Origin of the sequence: Hoeflea marina (genome assembly GCF_003182275.1) — a bacterium.
In the GTDB taxonomy this organism is placed as follows: Bacteria; Pseudomonadota; Alphaproteobacteria; order Rhizobiales; family Rhizobiaceae; genus Hoeflea; species Hoeflea marina.
The window spans coordinates 444,642-465,951 of record NZ_QGTR01000002.1 but is presented as its reverse complement, the minus strand read 5'-3'; the positions used below and the strand labels follow the sequence as shown (position 1 = coordinate 465,951).

The following is a 21,310-nucleotide window of genomic DNA, read 5'->3' as shown; positions in this document are numbered from 1 at the left end:
CACGCAAACGAAAACAGTTTCATGACAGTCGAAGACAAAACGAACCCGGCCGAGGCCTTCGTCGAGAGCGGGTCGATTTTCAGGCAAAGGACCAAACTGTTCGGCGCGGCGGCCGGCAGTTTGTTCTTTTCATACGCCGCGCCATTGCGCATGATGCGGCGCACAGGGCGACGGGGGCCGGACGATGTATGAATACGTGATCGCATGGGAATGGCTGGGCTTCGCCGTGCGCTGGCTGCACGTCATCACCGCCATCGCCTGGATCGGCTCGTCGTTCTACTTCATCGCCCTCGACCTCGGCCTCACCCAGCGCCCCGGCCTGCCGGAAGGCGCCTATGGCGAGGAGTGGCAGGTGCATGGCGGCGGATTCTACCACATCCAGAAATATCTGGTCGCCCCGGCCGAAATGCCCGAGCACCTGACCTGGTTCAAATGGGAATCCTACGCCACCTGGCTGTCGGGCTTCGCGATGCTGGCGGTCGTCTACTATGCCGGCGCCGAACTGTACCTGATCGACCGCAGCGTGCTCGACGTGCCTGGCTGGCAGGCGATCGGCCTGTCGATCGGCTCGCTGGTGCTGGGCTGGATCATCTACGACCTTCTGTGCCGCTCGCCACTCGGGAAGTCCACCGGCGGCCTGATGGTGCTGCTCTTCGGCGTGCTGGTGGCGATGGCATGGGGCTACACGCACCTGTTCACAGGCCGGGCGGCGCTGCTGCATCTCGGTGCCTTCACGGCGACGATCATGACCTGCAACGTCGCCATAGTGATCATCCCCAACCAGCGCATCGTGGTGGCCGACCTGATCGCCGGACGCAAGCCGGACCCGAAATACGGCCGCATCGCCAAGCAGCGCTCGCTGCACAACAACTACCTCACCCTGCCCGTCATCTTTCTGATGCTGTCCAACCACTACCCGCTGGCCTTCGCCACCCAGTGGAACTGGCTGATCGCCTCGCTGGTGTTCCTGATGGGCGTGACCATCCGGCACTGGTTCAACACCGTGCACGCACGCAAGGGCAGACCGCACTGGACGTGGCTCGCCACCGTGATCATCTTCATCTGCATCATGTGGCTTTCCAGCCTGCCGCGCCCGGAAGAGTCGACCCGGACTGCGACCATGGCGCCGGCCTTCGAGCGCTTCGCCGCCAACGCGCATTTCCAGGCCGTCTCCGACACGGTGACGGGCCGATGCTCGATGTGCCACGCCGCCGAGCCTGTCTGGGAAGGCATTGCCCGGCCGCCCAAGGGCGTGGTGCTGGAGACGGCCGACCAGATCACGGCGCATGCCCGCGAGATCTACATCCAGGCGGGCCGCAGCCACGCCATGCCGCCGGGCAACATCACCGAGGTGAGCGCCGAGGAACGCAGGCTGATCGTTGCCTGGTATGAATCCGCGGTTTCCGGGATACCGGCGCAATGAGCATGAAACTGCTGCGCGGACGCACGCTGAGCTTCAGGTCGCGGCCACAGGCGCGTGACGATGCGTCGAGCTACGTCCATGAGGACGATGGCGGCCTGCTCATCGACGGCGGCATCATCGTGCGTGCCGGCAGCTTTGCAGACGTGAAGGCGGGAGCGCCCGAGGGTGTCGAAATCGTCGACCACCGCCCGCATCTGCTGATGGCCGGCTTCATCGACCCGCATATCCATTTTCCGCAGATGCAGGTGACCGCCTCCTATGCGGCCAACCTGCTCGAATGGCTCAACACCTATACCTTTGTCGAGGAGCAGCGCTTCGCCGAGACGGCGCATGCCGAGCGGTTTGCCGGATTGTTCTTTGACGAACTGCTGCGCCACGGCACGACGACGGCCGCGGCCTACTGCTCGGTGCACAAGGGTTCGGCCGATGCCTTTTTCGCCGAGGCGTTCAGACGCAATCTTCTGATGGTCGGCGGCAAGGTCATGATGGACCGCAACGCGCCGGCGGCGCTCACCGACACCGCGCAATCAGGCCATGACGACACGCTGGCGGTGATCAACGACTGGCACGGCAAGGGCCGCTGCCATGTGGCAATCACGCCGCGCTTCGCCATCACCTCGACGCCGGAACAGCTCGACGCCGCGGGGTCGCTCGCCCGTCGGTTCCCTGAGCTGCACATCCAGACGCATCTTTCCGAGAACGACGCCGAGATCGCCTACACGATGGAGCTTTATCCGCGGGCGAGCCACTACACCGATGTCTATGCGCGGCACGGACTGCTGGGGCCGAAGACGCTGCTCGGCCACGCCATTCATCTGAACGACCACGAGGCCGGGCTGATCGCCGAGACCGGATCGATCGCCGTGCATTGCCCGACCTCCAACCTGTTCCTCGGCTCCGGCCTGTTCGACCTTGAGCGCCTCTCGCGGATGGGCGTGCGGGTGGCGGTCGCCACCGACATCGGCGGCGGCACCTCCTACTCGATGCTCAGGACCTTGGACGAAGCCTACAAGATCCAGCAGCTGCGCGGCCACCGGCTGACGCCGATCGAGAGCTTCTGGCTCGCCACCCGCGGCAATGCCGAGGCGCTGAGCCTTGCCCGCCGCATCGGCACGCTTGACGAGGGGTCGGACGCCGACATCATCGCGCTTGACGCCCGGGCCACGCCCACGATGGCAATCCGGATGGAAACCGTGTCGAGCCTGGAGGAAGAATTGTTTCTTTTGCAGACGATGGGTGATGACCGGGCGATTTCCGCGGTTTATGTTGCCGGGGAAAAGGTCACCATCTGAAGCAGGTCGGAGAAAGCCGATGCAGACGATCGTCGAATTGCGCAATGTCCGGGGAACCCGCGCGGCCATGGGCTGGGCCGGCGGCCACACGGTGATCATCGACCGCCCCGAGGGACGGGCGGGCGGAATGGGGCTCGGCTTCAACGGCGCGCAGATGCTGGCGCTGGCGCTCGGCGGCTGCTTCTGCAACGATCTGCGCTACACCGCCGAAAGCATGAACGTGGATCTCGACGTGGTCGAGGTCACCGTCACGGTGACGCTGGAGGGCGAGCCGCTGGTGACGACCGCCGCGGACATGCAGGTCCGCTGCACCCGCACGGACGGCGGCGACGCCAGCGACATCATCGAAAGTGCGAAAGCCACCTGCATGGTTGCCAACTCGCTGCAGCGCGGCGTGGCAGTGAACATCCACTCGTGAGGCATGTGAGACCCCCGGTTTCCCGCGGGTCCGCAAAATCGCACCGGACGTCACAAATCCGTCTTAACCTTTTGTTAATCACCTTCCTGCAAGCTGATCTTCAGCGCGGTTCTGCCGCTCTTGACTGAAGTCAGCGACGGTTTCGACCGTTCATAAGTCGCGTGTGCACGGATGTACTGCCACGCGGCTTTCGCATTTCCGGACCCTCGCAAATTTTGCGCCGATGGATGCGTGGCGACGCTTCGCCCGTCCGTCGGGAGAACCTGCCTTGCAGGCGGCAGGCGCGCAGAATTTCCTGATCAGCTGCCGCGATAGGTCGAATAGGCGAAGGCAGAGATCAGCAGCGGCACATGGTAGTGCGCCGCAGGATCGGCGATGCCGAAGCGGATCGGGACGACGTCGAGGAACGCGGGTTCGGGCAGATCGTCGCCCGCCGCGCGCAGATAGTCGCCGGCGTGGAAGACCAGTTCATAGATGCCCGCCTGCATTTCATCGCCGGACAGCATGGCGCCGTCGACGCGACCGTCCGCATTGGTGCGCACGGTGCGCACCGGCAGGCGGCGCGTGCCGTCAAGCCGGTGGAGATGGACGACCATTCCCGCGGCGGGGCAGCCGCGCGCGGTGTCCAGCACGTGGGTGGTCAGCCTGCCGGCGGCGGAAGGGGCTTGCGCCATGATGCTCTCCTTGGCTTCGGGTCTCAGGGCCTTGCGATGCTGAAGGGCTCGGGGTAGTCGACTTCCTCGAGATTGTCGCCCGGGCCGTCGCGGTCCATCACCAGGAAATCGGCGACCTCGCCCACCGCGATCAGCGGATGATGCCAGACATTGCGGCCATATTGCAGGCCGACACCGCCCGGCACGCGGAAACCCCGCGGGGCACCGGGACGGCCATTGTCGTCCGTTGCGACGACCGCAATCCAGTCACGGCCCGACATCGGGAAGAAGGCCTGACTGCCGAGCGGATGCCGCTCCATCATGGTGACTGAATAGGGAAAGGCGCGCGGCTGGGCGCGGAACAGCGACAGGATGGTGCGCCCGCTCCCGGCTTCGGTGTCGGCCGTGGCGAGCGCATGAAACCGCTCCGTGGTGCCGCCGTTGATCAGCCGCAATTCGGCACTCGCAGTGTCGAGCACGGTCCCGAAGGGCGAAAACGCCTCGGCGGTGAGGGCTTCCAGCGGCAATGCCTGGCTTGCGCGAGCGGGAGCGGACGCTGAAACCGGCTCATCCAGCAGTGCCGCGACGCGGAGGCCGGCAATGCGCTCGACCTGGGCGCAGGCGGTGGCGAACTCCTCTTCCGCCGAATTGGCGATGCGGGCCTCGAAGGCCGCCAGGATGTCATCCTTGGTCAGGCCCTTGACGGCGATAATGAAAGGGAAGCCGAAATCGGCCACATAGCGGCTGTTGAGCGCGGTGAAGGTCAGCAGTTCGTCGGGGCTCAGCCGGTCGAGCCCGGCGCCGGCCTGCTCGGATTTCGATTCCTCGGTCAGCCGGTCGGCAATCGCCAGCTTGCCAGCGAGATCGGGATGGGCGCGCAGCACCGCCAGTCGGGCGTCGGCGCTGGCCGAGCGGAATTCGGCGGCAAGCGCCGAAGCCACCGCCGCCGCCTCCAGCGGTTCGGAGATGCGGCCATGGTCCCAGGCACGTTCGGCGACCCAGGCGGAATGCTCGTAGACGCCGCCGAAGCGGGCGAGGAAGGCGTCGCGGCCGCTCATTTCCCGGCATCCGGACGGTGATGGGCATGCCAGTGCCTGGCAATGTCGATGCGGGTCGCGACCCAGGCCTTGTCATGCGACTTCACATAATCCAGAAATCGCGCCAGCGCCGCTGCCCGGCCGGGACGACCGACCAGCCGGCAATGCAGGCCGACCGACATCATCTTCGGGCTGCCCGCGGCTCCCTCCGCCATCAGCACGTCGAACGAATCCTTGAGATAGGCGAGGAACTGCTCTCCGGAATTGAACCCCTGGGGGGTGGCGAAGCGCATGTCGTTGGCGTCCAGCGTGTAGGGCACGATCAGATGCGGCCCGTTCGGTCCCTTCACCCAGTAGGGCAGCTCGTCGGCATAGGAATCGGCGGAATAGACGAAGCCCCCCTCCTCCATGACCAGGTCGAGGGTGTTGACGGACGGCTTGCCCTGGTAGATGCCGAGCGGCCGCGAGCCGGTGACCTCGGTGTGGATGCGCACGCACTCGGCGATGTGGCGGCGTTCCTCTGCCTCGGTGAAATCCCTGTATTCGAGCCAGCGCAGACCATGGCTTGCGATCTCCCAGCCCGCTTCCCGCATGGCCGCGACAGCCTCCGGATTGCGCTGCATGGCCAGCGCCACGCCGTAGACGGTGACGGGCATGTTGCGTTCGGTGAACATGCGCCAGAGCCGCCAGAAACCCGAGCGCGAGCCATATTCGTAAAGCGATTCCATATTGGTGTTGCGCTGACCGGGCCAGGGCTGGGCGCCGACGATCTCCGAGAGCAGCGATTCCGACGCCGGGTCGCCGTCGAGGATCGAGCTCTCGCCGCCCTCCTCGTAATTGACCACGAATTGCACGGCGCAATGGGCGCCGCCGGGCCACTCAGGGTCCGGGGTGGTGCGACCGTAGCCGATCAGGTCGCGGGGGTAGGAAGCGTCAGTCATGGAGCCATCCGGATTGCGTGTGTCCGGACGGTAGCAGTGGAACGCGAAATGTCGAGAGCAAACGCCCCCGATTTCGCCTCAAGCTGTTGCTCGCATTTGCAGACAACGACGCCATCTCAGACGCCGACGGCGACTTGCAGGCTCCCGTTCAGGACGGGGTTGCGCCGCTTGCAGCAGCCCGCGCCCTGGCCAGATGCGCGGCGACCGCGAAGCTCTCCGGCACCTCGACGGTCATCTGGCCGGTGATGCTGCCGATGACGGCCTCGGCCATGCGGTGGGCAATGCCAAACGAGATCTTGAAGCCGCCGGCCGAGACCAGAACCTGGTCGCAGCCGGGAATGGCGCCCAGCATCGGGTCGCGGCCGATGGCGCGCGGGCGCAGTCCCGCCCATCGCTGAACGATGCCGGCGTCGCCGAGTGCGGGACACAGGACGCGGGCGCGGGCGACGAGGTCATCAAGCTGTGCATCGGTCGACAGCGGCTGGTCGAATTCGGTCTCGCTGGTCGAGCCGATGGCAGCGCGCCCATCCTCATGGGCGATGACATACAGACCGTCATCGTAGAGCAGCGGCATGTCCGGATCGAGATCGGTCTTGAGCAGCGCCGCCTGCCCCTTGACCGGCGCGCCCAGCGGAGCGTCCGGAACACCGGCCAGCCGGGCGATCATCGGAAAGGCATCCACGCCATTGGCGAGCACCAGGTGCCCGAAACTGATCAGGGTGCCGTCGGTGAGCCTTGCGGACCCGGCGGGATCGATCTCCGGCGCCAGCTCATGGGTGAGAATGCGCGCCTTGGACTGGTCTTCCATCGAGGCGAGCAGCATGCGCAGAAGGGCACGCGGCTGCACCCGGGCCGACAGGGTTTCGAAGACCGCGCCGTGACGCATGGCGGCGGATTCGGGCCAGCCTGCGCCGGCGGGCTCGTCGATGACCGAGAAGCTGTATTTCGAGCCCCAGTTGGCTTCAGCGTCGGCGGCGCGCGCGAGCGCCGCCTGCCGGGCCCCGTCGCTTGCAAGCGGGATCAGCCGGCCGGTGCGGGCATAGCCGCACTCCATGCCGGTGCGCGATTCGAGCGTGGCGATCTCGCGCTGCAGAGAGACCAGCGCCTTGAACTGGAAATCCTTCTTGCCGTTCCAGCGCTCGGGCATGTGGGGCATCAGCGCGCCGAGGAAGCCGCCGCTGGCTCCGGCGCCGATCTCCGCCTTTTCCAGCAGGATCGTGGAGAGCCCGGCGCGGGCGCCCTTGAGCGCCGCCCAGCAGCCGGCGATGCCGCCTCCGACCACAAGAAGATCGCAAGTCAATTGACCAGCGCGCGCCGCGCGTCTATCGGCTGCCAGCATGACCTCAAACTCCAGTGAATCGGATGAGCCTGACCGACGCGCGCGCGAAACCGACGGCGCGCTGATCTGGCATGAGGGCGATATGCCCTATTCGCCGGTATTTGGCGACTTCTTTTACTCCCAGGCCGGCGGACGCTCCGAAGCAGCCCATGTCTTCATCGGCGGCAACGACCTGGTGGAGCGCTTTGCGGCGGGCGGCGACCTGACCATCGGCGAGCTCGGTTTCGGCACCGGCCTCAACTTCGCCGAGACATGGCGGCAGTGGAAATCGCTGGCGCCGGCGGGGGCAAGGCTGAGCTTCCAGAGCTTCGAGCTGCTGCCGCTGGCCCGAGACGCCATCGGGCGGGCGCTGGCCGCCTGGCCGGAACTGGACGCCGAGCGGATGGCGCTGGCCTCCGCCTGGCCGGACGAGCCCTCGGGCAGGGTGCGGATCGATTTCGGCAGGGTCGAACTGGTGGTGCATTGTGGAGCGGCCATCGACCGGCTCCGGGATGTCAAGTTCTCGGCCGACGCCTGGTTTCTCGACGGCTTCTCGCCGGCGCGCAATCCGGAGATGTGGTCGGCGGAGCTGATGGCCGAGATGGCCCGGCACACCGCTCCGGGCGGCACGTTTGCGACCTATTCGGCGGCGGGCTGGGTCAGGCGCAATCTGCAGGCAGCGGGATTCGCGGTGTCCAAGGTGGCGGGCCATGCCGGCAAGCGCGACATGAGCCGCGGCGTGCTCGGGAGCTCGTGAGCCGACGGCCGCATTTGCGACGGCCGGGCGGCGCTGCAGCCGGTCTCAGACGGAGGCGATCCGGGCCGCGATATCGGCCGGCAGCCATTCGCGGATCTTGGCTTCCAGCTTCTCCGGACTGATCGGCTTGGACAGATAATCATCCATGCCGGCCTCCAGGCAGCGCTCGCGATCCCCGGTGAGCGCGTGGGCGGTGACACCGATGACCGGGGTTCGGCCAAGGCCGGCATCCAGGGTTTCCGCCTGCCGTATCTCGGCGGCGGCCTGGTGACCGTTCTTCACCGGCATGGAGACATCCATGAGGATGAGCGCCGGGCGATCGCTGCGCCACGCGGAGACTGCCTGCTCGCCGTTGCCGACAATCCGGTAGGTCACTCCCAGTTCCTCGAGGATCTGCGAGAAGACGATCTGGTTGACCTCATTGTCCTCCGCCACCAGCACGTCGAGGCGCACGGCGGACGCCCCCGGCACCCGGATCCCGGCGGTCGATTGCGGCGAAGCCCGCCCCGCATCGGATGCAGGCACTGCCGCCGGGGAAACCGCCGCCGTGCCGGGCAGCGCATCGACCGCACCCGCCTGTGCGGACATGCCAATGACCCGCGGCGCGGAGCCGCCGGCGGATGGCGGCGCCGGCCGCAGCGGCGGATGTCTGCGGTCGGACCGCTGCAGCACGTCGACAAGGGTTTCAAGCAGCAGTGACGAGCGCGCGGGCTTCATCATGGTCGCCTGGACGTCGATCTGCGCCAGGCCGGGCTCCGCCGATCTGATGTCCATCGAGGTCAGCATGATGATCGGCAGGCTGGCGGCGGAAAATCTGGTGCGGATGGAGCGGGCGACCATCAGCCCGTCCCGGTCGGGCATGTGATAATCGAGGATGACCGCATCCACGGCGATGTCATGCCGCGCCGCTGCGTCGAGCACCTGTTCGCCCTCCTCGCCGGACACGGCGGCACAGGCGTCGAATCCCCAAGCCGACAGCTGCTCGATGAGGATGGCCCGATTGATCTTGTTGTCGTCGATGACAAGCACGCGGGCGCCGGTCACGTCGATCGGCGCGGCCTTCGGCTTGGCGCCGGTCCTGTCCGTGGGCATTTCCAGCTGCACCGTGAAGAGCGACCCGTCGCCGGGTTCGCTCTCGGCGGTGATCGTTCCGTTCATCAGCTCGACCAGCCGCGCGGTGATGGCCAGTCCGAGACCGGTGCCTTCGTGCCGGCGGGTGGAGGAGTTGTCCACCTGCGAGAACTTGTCGAAGACAGCCTCGAGCTTTTCGGCCGGAATTCCGATGCCGGTGTCCTTGACCCGCAATGTCAGCGCCAGAAAGGCATTGGGCCTGGGTTCCACGCTCAGCTCGAGCAGGACATGGCCGACCTCGGTGAACTTGATCGCATTGCCGACGAGGTTGGTGACGATCTGGCGCACCCGACCGACGTCGCCGACGACGCGCGAGGTCAGCGACGGATCGATCCTGACGATCAGTTCCACATCCTTTTCGGCGGCGCGCGCGGACACGAGCGTTGCCACATCCTCGATCGTCTCGCGGATGTCGAAGGGCGCGTCATCGAGCACCATCTGCCCCGCGTCGATCTTGGAGAAGTCGAGAATATCGTTGATGATGGACAGCAGCGCGTTGCCGGACTTGACGATGATGTCGGTGAACGTCCGCTGGCGGGTGTCGAGCTCCGTGCGCGACAGGAGCTCGGCCATGCCCAGCACGCCGTTCATCGGCGTGCGGATCTCGTGGCTCATATTGGCGAGGAATTCGGACTTGGCGCGATCGGCGATTTCCGCCTTGCCCAGCAACTGCTGCAGTTCGGCCTCGCGGTTCTTCGCTTCGGTGATGTCCGTGTAGGTCACGATCATGGTTTCATCAGCGCCCGGCTTGGCATCGATGCGAAGCCACCGGCCGGTCCGCGATTGCCGTTCCAGGGTGTGCGGTATGCGGTTGCGGTGCCAGTCGATGATCCGGTCGCGGACGGCGATGGCTTCATCGCCCTCCCCGTATTCGCCGCGTTCGGCAAAGAAGTGAAACAGGCTTTCCGTCGATGAGCCGATGCGGACGATGTCGCCGGAAATTCCAACCATGTCGAGGAACGCCTGGTTGAAGAACTGGACCTCGCCGTGACTGAAGATGAAAAGGCCCTGCGCCATCGCATCTGCCGCGTCATGCATCAGCACCGCGGCCTGCTCGACTTCACTGCGCGCCTGATTGAGCTCGCGCTCGCGCTGCTTGAGCTCGGTGATGTCGTAATAGGACACCAACCGCTTGCCGTCCGACAAGGCGCGCACGGAATAGATCACCGTCCGTCCGTCGGCGCGCGAGAACTCGCGCGGCTCGACATAACCCTTCGATATCTCCGCAAGCCGTGACTCGACATAGTCTTCCCACTCCTCCTGGGCGACGGCGTAGATCTCGTTGTGACGGTTGACGTCGATGAACTGCCGGAACGGCTTGCCGATCACGTCGTCGCGCGGCTGAAGCTTCCAGATCCGGAAAAAGGCGGTGTTTGCCAGTTCGACGCTGAGATCGCGGTCGACGACGACCACGCCCATCTGCATGGCGTCGAGCGTGCTCTCCAGGTCGGAGCGGTGCAGTTCGGCAATACGCCGGGCTTCGAAGACCTCATTCTCGCGCCACTTCAGCGCCGTGATGTCGAGGGTCGAGCCCAGCAGAAACCGCTGGCCCTTCGGATCGATGAAACAGGTCTTGTGGTCGAGAAGCGTCAGCGTCTCGCCGTCTGGCGTGGACAGCGGCACTTCGACCTCGCGGTCGCCCTTGCCGTCCATGACCTCCTTGTCGGCGGCCCGCAGCGCCAGGCCCTGGTCCCCGAAGAGCGCAAAGTCGTCCTTGCCGATCACCTCTTCGCGGGAGAGACCGGTCAGCCTGCCGTGCGACCTGTTGACGTAGACATACTGGAAATTCTCATCCTTGACGAAGGTGGTGATCGGCAGGTCATCGAGGATCGCCCGGTACAGGCTGTTCTCGACAATCTGCTCCTCGAGCAGGATCTCGCGCTGCTTGAGATCGGTGACATCCATGCGCAGGCCAAGGATCGAGCCATCCGCAAGCCTGTGATTGACCAGCCTGATCCAGCGACCATTGGAGATCTGCTCGATACTGGCTTCATTGTAGACATGCTGGGCCCTGGTCCGCTTGGCCACCCATTCCTCACGCGTCGCATCGCTCTTTGCCGGCCAGGATGCCTCCAGCAGCGTCCGGAGCGTCATGCCGGGTTCAAGCCGGTAGGCGCCGTCGCTGAGGGCCTGCATGGCTGGATTCACATAGATGAGCGTGTCATCGGGGTCGTACATGACAACGCCGATGTCGATGCTGTCGAACACTTCCCGCAACCGCGCGGTGACGCGGCCGGCCGGCCCGGCCACAGCGGCCGGCTGCGCCGGACTGGTAACCGAGACCCGGTCGGCGGCGCGGCGGATGAGACCGCCGCAGGGCAGGTGCTGCTCCTCCCAAGGACCGGCCGCAGCCCTGTAGCCGGCGCTTGCGGCGACCAGCCGGCCCTGGCGGTCAAACACGCCCATGGGCTGCCTGGCCTGCTCGATCGCCGACTTGAGCAGATCGTAGTCACCGCGCAGCACGACATCGGCATTGTCCGGATCAAAGGCCGACCCGCCTGACTGGGCCGGCGCGCCGGTCTCGAACCGCACTCCGGCGATGGTCTCGAAATGGCCGACGATGAAGAGTTTACCATTGGCCTGGCGTTCGCGGCGGATGCGGATCCGGTAGCGGCCGTCCTTAGCCGGGTGGGAAAACAGCGCGACCTGATCCTTGCCGAAGACAAGCGTGCGGCGTTCCTTCTCGTCGCGGTCGTTCTGTTCGCCCGGTTCGAAGCTCTGCTGGCTCTTGGAGCCGATCAGATCGGCCGGGTCCAGATTCCACAGTTCAGCATAGGCCTTGTTGACAGCATAGTAGCGCAGTTCGGAGTCCTTGATGAAGGCCGGCTGCGTGTCGCGGCTGACGGCGGTGCAGGCGTCGGCGAGGGCGCTGTCACTGTCATCCATCATGTGCCTGCCCTGCCCCATGTCATCCGTCCGAATTGAATCTTGATTTCCGCCGGTCCACCCTGCCCGTTACATTTAAAGAAACGGTTAACCATGTGAGAACCGGGTCGGGCGCGTCTTTCGGGCGCAAATCCGGAACGACGGAAATATCGCACGGGATCACGACGGCGAATGACGCAAGACGGCTTGCGGCCCCGCAGACTCCGGCATAGCGTCCGATCAGAGAAGACCCGCCGCCGAGGGCTCATGCAGGGCCAGGCTGGCAGGCGAACAGGGAAAAGGACACCCCGAATGAGCTCAATGGACGAGATCCTGCCGGCCGCTATCGAGAACACCTCCGGCGACCCTGAACGGCGGCGCCGGACCACGGGCGGACGCGGCGGCGACCGCGGCAAGGGGCGCAAGGCGCCGGTCACGCTGCGCTATCGGTCGATCCTGAACACGCAGGAACCGTCGCTGCTGCTGTCGCCCGAAGGAATTGACGCCATTCACGAGGCGTCGCTGACCGTGCTTGAGGAAACCGGCATGGACTTCATGCTGCCGGAAGCCCGCGAGCGGCTCAAGGCCGCCGGCGCCGATGTCCGGCCCGGCGTCGAGCGGGTCCGCCTCGATCGGGCGCTGGTGATGGAGATGGTGGGCCACGCCCCCGGTCCGTTCACGCTGCATGCCCGCAATCCGGAGCGCAACGTCCGGATGGGCGGCCGCAACATGGCCTTCGCCCAGGTGGCCTCCGCACCCTACTGCTCGGATCGCGACCACGGCCGCCGCACCGGTACCCAGGAGGATTTCCGCAACCTGCTCAGGCTGGCGCAATCCTACGACATCATCCATCTGTCGGGCGGCTATCCTGTGGAGCCCACCGACATTCATGCCTCCATCCGGCATCTCGACTGCCTGTCGGACTTCATCAAGCTGACCGACAAGCCCTACCATGCCTATTCGCTGGGCAGGGAGCGCAATCTCGATGCGCTGGAAATCGCCCGGATCGGCCGCGGCATCACGGCCGAGCAGATGGAGCTCGAGCCGTCGCTGTTCACCATCATCAACGCCTCCTCGCCGCTGCGCTACGACAACCCGATGCTGCAGGGCATCATCGAGATGTCCTCACGCAATCAGGTCGTCGTGGTCACGCCGTTCACGCTGGCGGGCGCCATGGCGCCGGTGACCGTGGCGGGCGCGCTGGTGCAGCAGAACGCCGAGGCACTGGCGGGCATCGCCTTTACCCAGATGGTTCGCCCCGGCTCTCCGGTGATGTATGGCGGCTTCACCTCCAATGTCGACATGAAATCCGGCGCCCCGGCCTTCGGCACGCCCGAATACATGAAGGCGGTGATTGCCGGTGGCCAGCTGGCCCGACGCTACGGCGTGCCCTACCGCACCTCGAACACCTGCGCGGCCAACACGCTCGACGCCCAGGCCGCCTATGAATCGATGATGTCGCTGTGGGCCGTCGTGCAGGGCGGCGGCAATTTCGTCATGCACGCCGCGGGCTGGACCGAGGGAGGGCTGACGGCCTCGTTCGAGAAGTTCATCCTTGATGTCGACATGCTGCAGATGGTGGCCGAATTCCTCGCGCCGCTCGATGTCAGCGAAGAGGCGCTTGCCATGGACGCGATCCGCGAAGTCGGCCCCGGCGGCCACTATTTCGGCACCCAGCACACGCTCGACCGCTACGAGACGGCGTTCTATTCGCCGATCCTGTCGGACTGGCGCAATTTCGAGAGCTGGAGCCTCGCCGGCCAGCCGACGACCTTCGACCACGCCAACCGGGTGTTCAAGGAAACGCTCGCCAGCTACCAGCAGCCGCCGCTCGACCTGGCCATCGAAGAGGAACTCGATGCGTTCGTCGCCCGGCGCAAGGCCGAAGGCGGCGTGCCGACCGATTTCTGAACGGCGTTACCGGGGGCGGCTGCTCAGGCGGGCAGCCGCGGCTTGCGGTTGGTGAGCCAGACACCCACGACAACGATGACGGTGCCCACGATCAGCGGCAGGGTGATCTCCTCGCCGAAGAACGCCCAGCTCTGCACCGCCACTGTCGGCGGCACGAGGTAGATGAGCGAGGCCGCCCGGGAAACCTGACCGCGGCGGATCAGGTAGAGAAGCAGCGCGATCGAGACCAGCGACAGGCCGAAAACCGACCAGGCCATGGCGAGGATGAATTCCAGCGTCCAGTCGATCCGCATCGGCTCGATCAGCCAGGCCATCGGCAGGGTAACGGCGAAGGCGCCCAGATACTGCAGTGTTGCGATGGCGCGCAAATCACCCTCCTGCAGGAAGCGCTTCTGGTAAAGGGTGCCACCGGTCACCGAGATCATCGACACCACATTGACCGCCAAAGGCAGCAGGGCCGCGGACAGGACGGCAGCTTCAAGCCGCAGCAGGCCCGGCAGAATGGCGATGGCCAGCCCGACGAAGCCGAGCAGGATGCCAAGCCGCTGACCCTGGGTCAGCCGTTCGCCGACCAGAACCGGCGCGACCATCGCGGTCATGATCGGCTGCAATGCGGCGATCAGGCCTGAGATCGATGACGGCACGCCGTGGGAGATCGCCCACCAGACGCCGCCAAGATAGATGCCGTGCAGAAAGACGCCGGACACTATGGCATGGGCCCAGCCTGAGCGGGTCGTCGGCCACAGGGCACCGGTGGCCAGGACGATGACTCCGAACACCGCGATCGCCAGGGCATAGCGGAGACTGAGGAAGGTCAGCGGATCGGCGTGGGGCGCTGCATATTTGGCGACGATCCAGCCGGTCGACCAGAGCAGCACGAAAAGCGCGGGAGCGATGCGGTCGAGAGTCATGGGAAGGTCCTGCCAGCGGAAGAAGGGCGCGCGGAGCGATAACGCGGCCATTGCCACGGCGCAAGCGCCAACCACCGCCGGCACTCCTCACATCCGCGCGGTGCATCAGGCAAGACCGATCTCATGCGGGCCGGCCGCCTTGGCCGCCGCTTCGCCGCGCCGAGGAAAGAGATCCGCTTTCAAGGGAACGCTTAAGCGCCTGATGTGTTGAATAAGCAACAAGCACACAGGAAAGCCGACCTTGCAGCTCCACGGCGGCGATCGCGCATGGATCTTGCATTCTCATCGTTGTTGCGCTCATATGATGGACAAAAGGGGAGCAAAATTGCCATTTGATGAAATGATCACCGCGGACAACAGTCCGCGTCCGCCCTACAAGGGCTACTTTGACTGGTATTCCCAACAGAAGACCAGTGATCTCTTGAAGAAGTCGCGCGACGCTGAGGCGATCTTTCGTAAAACCGGCATCACATTCGCAGTCTACGGCAAGGAAGACGCTTCGGAACGGGTGATCCCGTTCGACATCGTTCCACGCATCATCTCGGGTTCCGAATGGCGGAGGCTGGCGCAGGGCATCGAGCAGCGGGTCATGGCGCTCAACGCCTTTCTCGACGACATCTACCACAAGCAGGAAATCATCAAGGCAGGCCGCGTCCCGCGCCACCTGATCGAACAGAATGCCGCGTTCCTGCCGGAGATGATCGGCATGCGACCGCCGGGCGGCGTCTACACCCACATCATCGGCACCGACATCGTGCGCACCGGCGAGAACGAATTCTACGTGCTCGAGGACAATGCGCGCACCCCATCGGGCGTCTCCTACATGCTCGAGAACCGCGAAACCATGATGCAGATGTTCCCGGAGCTGTTCAACAAGAACCGCGTGCGTCCGGTCGAGAACTACCCGAAGCTGCTGCGCCAGAGCCTCGCCGCCGTGGCGCCGCCGGGCTGCTCGGGCAAGCCGCGGGTGGCGGTGCTGACGCCGGGCATCTACAACTCGGCCTATTACGAACATGCCTATCTCGCCGACCAGATGGGTGTCGAGCTCGTCGAAGGCTCCGACCTCCGGGTGATGGACGGCAAGGTGTGCATGCGCACCACCCAGGGCTATCAGGCGATCGACGTGCTGTATCGCCGGGTCGACGACGACTTTCTCGATCCGCTGACCTTCCGTCCCGACTCCACGCTCGGCGTGCCGGGAATCATGGATGTCTACCGCGCCGGCAACATCACGATTGCCAATGCGCCGGGCACCGGAATTGCCGATGACAAGGCGATCTATTCCTACATGCCGGAGATCGTCGAGTTCTACACCGGCCGCAAGGCGATGCTCGAAAACGTGCCGACCTGGCGCTGTTCGGAAGCAGACAGCCTGAAATATGTGCTCGAACACCTGCCGGAACTTGTGGTCAAGGAGGTGCACGGCTCAGGCGGCTACGGCATGCTGGTCGGGCCGACATCGAGCAAGCGCGAATGTGCCGATTTCGCCGCCAAGCTGAAGGCGAGGCCCTCGAACTACATCGCGCAACCGACCCTGGCGCTTTCGACCGTCCCCATTCTGGTCAAGAAGGGCATTGCGCCCCGGCATGTGGACCTTCGACCCTTCGTGCTGGTGTCCGACACCATCAAGATCATCCCAGGCGGGCTCACGCGCGTCGCCCTGAAAGAAGGTTCACTCGTGGTCAACTCCAGCCAGGGCGGAGGCACCAAGGATACCTGGGTGCTGGAGGACTAGGCCATGCTGGGAAGAACCGCCAACGGACTGTTCTGGATGTTCCGCTTCATCGAGCGCGCCGAAAACACCGCGCGCCTGATCGACGCCGGGCTGCGCATGTCGCTCACCCGCATGCACGGCCATGAGGACGAATGGGATTCGGTGCTGCGCAGCGCCGGAGTGATCGACGCCTACAAGGCCCTGCACCCGGTGGTGACCTCCGGTGATGCGGTCAATTACCTGCTGCGCGAGAAGACCAACCCGTCGAGCATCTATTCCGCCATTGAATCGGCCCGCAACAACGGCCGCATGGTCCGGACGGCGCTGACGCGCGAGGCATGGGAAGCCACCAACGAGTTCTATCTCGAACTCAAGACCCTGCTGGCCCGGAAGATCCCGGAAAGCCACATGCCGGAGATCATCGACATCATCAAGCGGCGAACGGGGCTCATACGCGGCGCCTTCCACGGCACCATGCTGAGGAACGAGATCTACAATTTCTCCCGCATCGGCACCTTCATCGAACGCGCCGACAACACCGCCCGCATCCTCGACGTCAAGTATTACGTGCTGCTGCCGGCGGCATCCTATGTCGGCTCCTCGCTCGACAACGTGCAGTGGGAGTCCATCCTTCGCTCGGTGTCGGCGCACCGGTCCTATGGATGGGTCTATGACGAGGATTACAATCCGGTCAACATCGCCGATTTCCTGATCCTGAATGGCCGGATGCCGCGTTCGCTTGCCTACTGCTACAGCAAGATCAACGCCAATCTGGGCTACCTGTCGCGCGAATACGGCAGCAGCCATGACGCGCACCGGACAGCGGCGCGGATCCAGGGCATACTGGACAATCGCGAAATCCGCCAGATCGTCGACAGCGGCCTGCACGAGTTTCTTGAAGACTTCATCGGCCAGAACAACCGCCTCGGCAACGAGATCGGGCAGGCCTACCAGTTTTACCAGGCCTGATATCCATGTTGCTCAAGATTTCCCACACGACGGACTACATCTATGGCGCGCCGGTGAGCTATGCGCTGCAGCGGCTCCGGCTCACGCCGCAGGACAATTCGCTGCAGACGGTCAAATCCTGGCAGAGCGCGGTCGAAGGCGGCAGCATCGAGGCGCGCTACCGCGACCAGTTCGACAACCTGGTGGAACTGGTGAGCGCCCACCGCAACACCTCGGCAATCCGGGTGATCGCGTCCGGCATTGTCGAGACCAACGACAAGGCGGGCGTGCTGGGCGCCCACCGCGGCTACATGCCGCTCTGGCTCTACCAGCGCGAAACCGCCCTGACCAAGCCCGGCAAGCACATCCGTGAACTGGCGCGGACGCTGCCCAAGACCGGCGACCTCGATCAACTGCATCTGCTGATGAACGCGATCCATGACAAGATGACCTATATCACCGGTGCCACCCATACCGAGACGCTGGCGGAGGAAGCGCTCGCCGACGGCCATGGCGTGTGCCAGGACCACGCCCACGTGTTCGCGGCCGGCGCCAGGCTGCTCGGCTTCCCGTCGCGCTATGTCTCGGGCTATCTGCTGATGGACGGCCAGGTCGAGCAGGTCGCCAGCCATGCCTGGGCACAGGCCTATATCGAGTCGCTGGGCTGGGTCGGCTTCGATCCGGCCAACGACATGTGCCCGGACGACCGCTACGTCTATCTGGCCTACGGGCTGGATTACCGCGACGCGGCCCCGATTTCCGGTATTCGCACCGGTCAGGGCGACGAAGCGCTTGCAGTTTCCATCACCGTGGAGCAATAGGGAATCTTAACAAGGATTCGCCTCTTCATGACCTATTGCGTCGGGCTTCGCCTCAACCATGGCCTCGTGTTCATGTCCGACACGCGAACCAATGCAGGCGTCGACAACATCTCCACATTCCGGAAGATGTACACCTGGGAAATGCCGGGCGAGCGGCTGTTCACGCTGATGTCGGCGGGCAATCTCGCCACAACCCAGACCGTGGTGAGCATGCTCGAGGAGCACACCAAGGCGGCCGAGCACCGCAAGACCGGCATCATGGAAGCACCGTCGATGTTTCTGGCGGCGCAGATGGTCGGCGAGATGGTGCGCGAGGTGATCAAGTCTTCGGCCGCCGGCGGACTGCAGAGCGAGGCATCCTTCGGCGCCACCTTCATCTTCGGTGGCCAGGTGGCCGGCGGCGCGATGCGGATGTTCATGATCTATCCCGAAGGCAACTTCATCGAGGCCACCGACGACAATCCGTTCTTCCAGATCGGCGAGCACAAATACGGCAAGCCGATCCTGGTGCGCGCCTACGATCCGGACATGAGCTTCGAGAAGGCGGCCAAGCTGCTGCTGGTGTCGTTCGATTCCACGCTCAGGTCCAACCTCTCTGTCGGCCTGCCGCTCGACATGCAGTTCTACGCGAAGGACAGCGTGAAGAAGGGCTATGAGAAGCGCATCACCGAGAACGACCCCTACTACCGGCAGATCTCCGATGGCTGGTCGAATGCGCTTCGGATGGCTTTCGACAGCCTGCCGGATTTTGTTCAGGCCTGAGCTATTCCGCGGCGCTGCGGACGCTCAATCCGCCCGCCTGCTCCAGAAACGCAACCACGTCATCGATGCCTGCTCCGCGGCGCATGTCGGTGAACACATGCGGCCGGCCGGCGCGCTGGCGGGTGGCGTCGCGCTCCATCACGCCCAGATCGACATCGACATGGGGCGCCAGATCCATCTTGTTGATGATCAGCAGGTCGGAACGCGTGATGCCGGGGCCGCCCTTGCGCGGGATCTCCTCCCCCTGGCAGACCGAGATCACATACAATGTTATGTCGGCAAGATCCGGCGAGAAGGTGGCTGCGAGATTGTCGCCGCCCGATTCAATGAAGACGACGTCGAGATCGGGATGGCGGGCGCGCATCTCGGCGATGGCAGAGAGATTGAGCGAGGCGTCCTCGCGGATGGCGGTGTGCGGGCAGCCGCCGGTCTCCACGCCGATGACGCGATCGGACGGCAGCGCCTGCATGCGCACCAATGCCTCCGCGTCCTCGCGGGTGTAGATGTCGTTGGTGATGACGGCGAGCGACCAGCGACCGCGCATGGCCTTGCACAATTTGTCGGTCAGCGCCGTCTTGCCCGAGCCGACGGGGCCGCCGATGCCGACGCGCAGGGGTCCGTTGAGTGATGTCATGTCCGGAAGATCCGCGAGTTGAGGGTTTCATGACGCATGGCTGCGATGTCCGCATTGAGCGCGGCACCGCCGAGATCGTCAAGGCTTGATTGGGCGGCGCGGCCGGCGGTCGTCGCGATCGGGGCCTCAAGCGAAGCCAGAACCTGCACCCCGGACACCTGCCCCAGCCGCATCAGCCTGAGTGCGGCCTGCACCTGATTGGCGGAAAAGGCGTGCAGGAAGGCGGCAAGGGTCTGTTCCAGCGGCATCGCCGATGCGCCGGCCACCGCGCCGACAGCAACCGGCCAGGCACAGCCGCCGGCGAGCTGTTCGTGCACGGGCAGCGGCCAGGCTCGCGAGGCGGCAAGAAAGGCCTCGCCCTGGTTCATGGTTTCCAAATGGCGTTCGGCGGATCCGGCCAACGCTTCGGCCAGATCGCATACCGGCGTCAGATCGCCTCCCTCGCCAGCCAGCCGCCAGCTTTCCGCCAGCAGCACCGCGTCATTCCAAGCCGAGCCGTGACCGAGCAGGGTCTCGATCCAGTCGCGGAGCGCTCCGGCATCGGCCACCCGGGCGTCCGCCACCGCCTGTTCCAGCCCGTGGCTGTAATTGAAGCCGCCGACGGGAAAGGTCGGCGACAGCCAGGTCATGAGGCGGATGAGATCCAGGGTCCGGGTCATGAGATTCTGCCGATCCGGCTGCGCAGGAGCTCAACGAGTTCCGGCTGCATGAACACATAGGTGTCAGGGACATCGAGGCAGATGATGCGCTTGCCCGCCAGCTTGCCGGAGAATTTCCGCCTGAGCCGGGCCAGTTGCCTCTTCTCCATGACCACCAGATGGGTCGCCCAACCGATCTGTTCATCCGCGAGCGGGCTGTCGGCGTCATCGCCCAGCCCTGCGGCATCGGTTTCCCAGCCTTCGAGCGGGGCAAAGATTTCGGCCGCCGTCGGGCTGCGGTGCCGGCACTTGCCGCAGATGAACAAGATCCGCCTCAAGCATCGTTCTCCGCGGAGCCCTGGCTGTCGTCCTGCCGGTGCCGGCGCCATTGTTCTGCCGCTTCCGCCAGCGTCGATCCCCGATGGCTCTTCATCCACGCCATGAAAGGGCGGTCAAACCGGAAATGCTCGCCGATCTCACGCGTGAAGAACCGGCGCACATTCTGGGTGTTGCGGTAGGCGGCGTCGATCCGCGTCGAGGGCTCGAGCGGAGCGCTGTGCCAGTCAAGCGGCGACCTCTCAGTCATGGCTATGCCCGTGATCGTGGCGGTGCCCGGCGTCGCCATGATCGTGCTCGGCTGCGCGATGATCTCCGCCTTGCCCATGGCCATGACCGTGACCGCCATGGCCGCCATAGGCGCCTCCCTCCGGATCGAAGGCCGCATCGATGTCGCTGACCGTCGCGCCCAGGCCCTCGAGCATTGCGCGGATGACGTGATCGCGGCGCAGCGTGATGACCGTGCCGGAGATCTCGGCGGGCAGATGGCGGTTGCCGATCTGCCAGGCCAGCGTGAGCAGGTGGCGCGGATCGCGGCCAGTCACCTGCATCAGCCTCTCCGGCGCTGCGCGCACCTCGATGACGCGGCCGTCATTGAGCACCAGGCCGTCGCCGTGACGCAACAGCCGCGCCGCGGGAAGATCGAGCAGAAAGTCGATCACCGACCCGTTGGCGGTCCGGTCCGTCGTCATCATCATCCGTCGCCGGTGACGCGCGGACTCGTCAAGCGTGATGGTGGCGGCGGGATCGCGGAAATCGCGGGTGACGGATGCTGCGGTCAGTCGGTTGCTCTGCATCCG

General features: G+C 65.1%; 21 protein-coding genes and 1 pseudogene. 10 read left to right on the top strand and 12 right to left on the bottom strand.

Going from position 1 to position 21,310, the window contains the following annotated elements; translation table 11 throughout:
- The first annotated feature begins 21 nt into the window (after positions 1–21).
- Genes DFR52_RS24480 through DFR52_RS08615 form a run of 4 tightly spaced genes read left to right on the top strand, consistent with a single transcriptional unit; the run spans position 22 to position 3,133 of the window.
- Complete coding sequence (locus DFR52_RS24480) at positions 22–192, top strand: hypothetical protein (RefSeq protein WP_158284909.1); 171 nt, start codon at positions 22–24, stop codon at positions 190–192.
- Positions 185–1,423, top strand: coding sequence for a urate hydroxylase PuuD (locus tag DFR52_RS08625; protein WP_110031532.1), 1,239 nt, complete (start codon positions 185–187; stop codon positions 1,421–1,423). Before DFR52_RS24480 ends, DFR52_RS08625 begins: the two co-directional genes overlap by 8 nt.
- On the top strand, positions 1,420–2,715 hold the full coding sequence (gene guaD / locus DFR52_RS08620; protein ID WP_110031531.1) for a guanine deaminase: 1,296 nt from the start codon (positions 1,420–1,422) through the stop codon (positions 2,713–2,715). The genes DFR52_RS08625 and guaD overlap by 4 nt, the downstream gene beginning before the upstream one ends.
- A 19-nt stretch (positions 2,716–2,734) precedes the next feature.
- Positions 2,735–3,133 carry an OsmC family protein gene (locus tag DFR52_RS08615; RefSeq protein WP_110031530.1) on the top strand — a complete coding sequence of 133 codons (399 nt, stop codon included), beginning with the start codon at positions 2,735–2,737 and terminating at the stop codon, positions 3,131–3,133.
- Positions 3,134–3,432: 299 nt separating this feature from the next.
- On the opposite strand, the gene uraH is transcribed toward DFR52_RS08615, so the two are convergent.
- The 5 genes and pseudogenes from uraH to DFR52_RS08590 all read right to left on the bottom strand — a co-directional run bounded on the left by uraH (position 3,433) and on the right by DFR52_RS08590 (position 7,103).
- Positions 3,433–3,807 (bottom strand): hydroxyisourate hydrolase, encoded by a 375-nt coding sequence (uraH, locus tag DFR52_RS08610; RefSeq protein ID WP_110031529.1) that lies wholly within the window; start codon positions 3,805–3,807, stop codon positions 3,433–3,435.
- 23 nt (positions 3,808–3,830) lie between these two features.
- A complete protein-coding gene (locus DFR52_RS08605; RefSeq protein WP_425351165.1) occupies positions 3,831–4,361 on the bottom strand; it encodes an ureidoglycolate lyase in 531 nt (176 codons plus the stop codon).
- Positions 4,353–4,844, bottom strand: a pseudogene (gene uraD / locus DFR52_RS08600) (2-oxo-4-hydroxy-4-carboxy-5-ureidoimidazoline decarboxylase); the annotation flags it as partial. The gene DFR52_RS08605 and the pseudogene uraD, both read right to left, overlap by 9 nt.
- Entirely contained in the window at positions 4,841–5,764 is a 924-nt protein-coding gene (gene puuE / locus DFR52_RS08595; RefSeq protein WP_110031528.1) for an allantoinase PuuE, read from the bottom strand. The pseudogene uraD and the gene puuE, both read right to left, overlap by 4 nt.
- A 148-nt stretch (positions 5,765–5,912) precedes the next feature.
- On the bottom strand, positions 5,913–7,103 hold the full coding sequence (locus DFR52_RS08590) for an NAD(P)/FAD-dependent oxidoreductase (protein ID WP_110031527.1): 1,191 nt from the start codon (positions 7,101–7,103) through the stop codon (positions 5,913–5,915).
- Here DFR52_RS08590 and mnmC2 point away from each other — a divergent pair.
- Positions 7,102–7,839, top strand: a complete 738-nt coding sequence (gene mnmC2 / locus DFR52_RS08585) for a tRNA (5-methylaminomethyl-2-thiouridine)(34)-methyltransferase MnmC2 (RefSeq protein ID WP_110031526.1) — start codon at positions 7,102–7,104, stop codon at positions 7,837–7,839. The two genes, DFR52_RS08590 and mnmC2, sit on opposite strands and share 2 nt — an antisense overlap.
- 45 nt (positions 7,840–7,884) lie before the next feature.
- Here mnmC2 and DFR52_RS08580 read toward each other — a convergent pair whose 3' ends face one another.
- Positions 7,885–11,859, bottom strand: a complete 3,975-nt coding sequence (locus tag DFR52_RS08580; RefSeq protein WP_158284908.1) for a PAS domain-containing hybrid sensor histidine kinase/response regulator — start codon at positions 11,857–11,859, stop codon at positions 7,885–7,887.
- Positions 11,860–12,147: 288 nt separating this feature from the next.
- On the opposite strand from DFR52_RS08580, the gene DFR52_RS08575 reads away from it, so the two are divergent.
- The gene (locus DFR52_RS08575) at positions 12,148–13,746 is read left to right on the top strand and encodes a trimethylamine methyltransferase family protein (RefSeq protein WP_210205808.1); all 1,599 of its coding nucleotides are present in this window, start codon (positions 12,148–12,150) and stop codon (positions 13,744–13,746) included.
- Between the two features lie 23 nt (positions 13,747–13,769).
- Here the strand turns inward: DFR52_RS08575 and DFR52_RS08570 are convergent, their stop codons facing one another.
- Positions 13,770–14,657, bottom strand: a complete 888-nt coding sequence (locus DFR52_RS08570) for a DMT family transporter (RefSeq protein WP_110032031.1) — start codon at positions 14,655–14,657, stop codon at positions 13,770–13,772.
- Between the two features lie 325 nt (positions 14,658–14,982).
- Between DFR52_RS08570 and DFR52_RS08565 the strand changes: the two genes are divergently transcribed.
- From DFR52_RS08565 to DFR52_RS08550, 4 genes are read left to right on the top strand one after another with little or no spacing between them, the layout of a single operon-like run.
- Positions 14,983–16,392: a circularly permuted type 2 ATP-grasp protein gene (locus tag DFR52_RS08565; RefSeq protein WP_110031523.1), complete on the top strand. Its 1,410-nt coding sequence runs from the start codon at positions 14,983–14,985 to the stop codon at positions 16,390–16,392.
- 3 nt (positions 16,393–16,395) lie between these two features.
- Positions 16,396–17,340 carry an alpha-E domain-containing protein gene (locus tag DFR52_RS08560; RefSeq protein ID WP_110031522.1) on the top strand — a complete coding sequence of 315 codons (945 nt, stop codon included), beginning with the start codon at positions 16,396–16,398 and terminating at the stop codon, positions 17,338–17,340.
- A gap of 5 nt (positions 17,341–17,345) precedes the next feature.
- Positions 17,346–18,140: a transglutaminase family protein gene (locus DFR52_RS08555; RefSeq protein ID WP_110031521.1), complete on the top strand. Its 795-nt coding sequence runs from the start codon at positions 17,346–17,348 to the stop codon at positions 18,138–18,140.
- A 27-nt stretch (positions 18,141–18,167) separates the two neighbouring features.
- Positions 18,168–18,902: a proteasome-type protease gene (locus tag DFR52_RS08550; protein WP_110031520.1), complete on the top strand. Its 735-nt coding sequence runs from the start codon at positions 18,168–18,170 to the stop codon at positions 18,900–18,902.
- Position 18,903: 1 nt separating this feature from the next.
- Here DFR52_RS08550 and ureG read toward each other — a convergent pair whose 3' ends face one another.
- The 5 genes from ureG to DFR52_RS08525 are packed head-to-tail and all read right to left on the bottom strand — an operon-like array spanning position 18,904 to position 21,307.
- On the bottom strand, positions 18,904–19,536 hold the full coding sequence (gene ureG / locus DFR52_RS08545; RefSeq protein ID WP_110031519.1) for an urease accessory protein UreG: 633 nt from the start codon (positions 19,534–19,536) through the stop codon (positions 18,904–18,906).
- Positions 19,533–20,195, bottom strand: a complete 663-nt coding sequence (locus DFR52_RS08540) for an urease accessory protein UreF (protein ID WP_110031518.1) — start codon at positions 20,193–20,195, stop codon at positions 19,533–19,535. Before DFR52_RS08540 ends, ureG begins: the two co-directional genes overlap by 4 nt.
- Positions 20,192–20,512, bottom strand: coding sequence for a low molecular weight protein tyrosine phosphatase family protein (locus tag DFR52_RS08535; protein WP_110031517.1), 321 nt, complete (start codon positions 20,510–20,512; stop codon positions 20,192–20,194). Before DFR52_RS08535 ends, DFR52_RS08540 begins: the two co-directional genes overlap by 4 nt.
- The gene (locus DFR52_RS08530) at positions 20,509–20,760 is read right to left on the bottom strand and encodes a DUF6434 domain-containing protein (RefSeq protein ID WP_110032030.1); all 252 of its coding nucleotides are present in this window, start codon (positions 20,758–20,760) and stop codon (positions 20,509–20,511) included. Before DFR52_RS08530 ends, DFR52_RS08535 begins: the two co-directional genes overlap by 4 nt.
- The gene (locus DFR52_RS08525) at positions 20,753–21,307 is read right to left on the bottom strand and encodes an urease accessory protein UreE (protein WP_110031516.1); all 555 of its coding nucleotides are present in this window, start codon (positions 21,305–21,307) and stop codon (positions 20,753–20,755) included. The genes DFR52_RS08530 and DFR52_RS08525 overlap by 8 nt, the downstream gene beginning before the upstream one ends.
- Between the last annotated feature and the right edge of the window lie 3 nt (positions 21,308–21,310).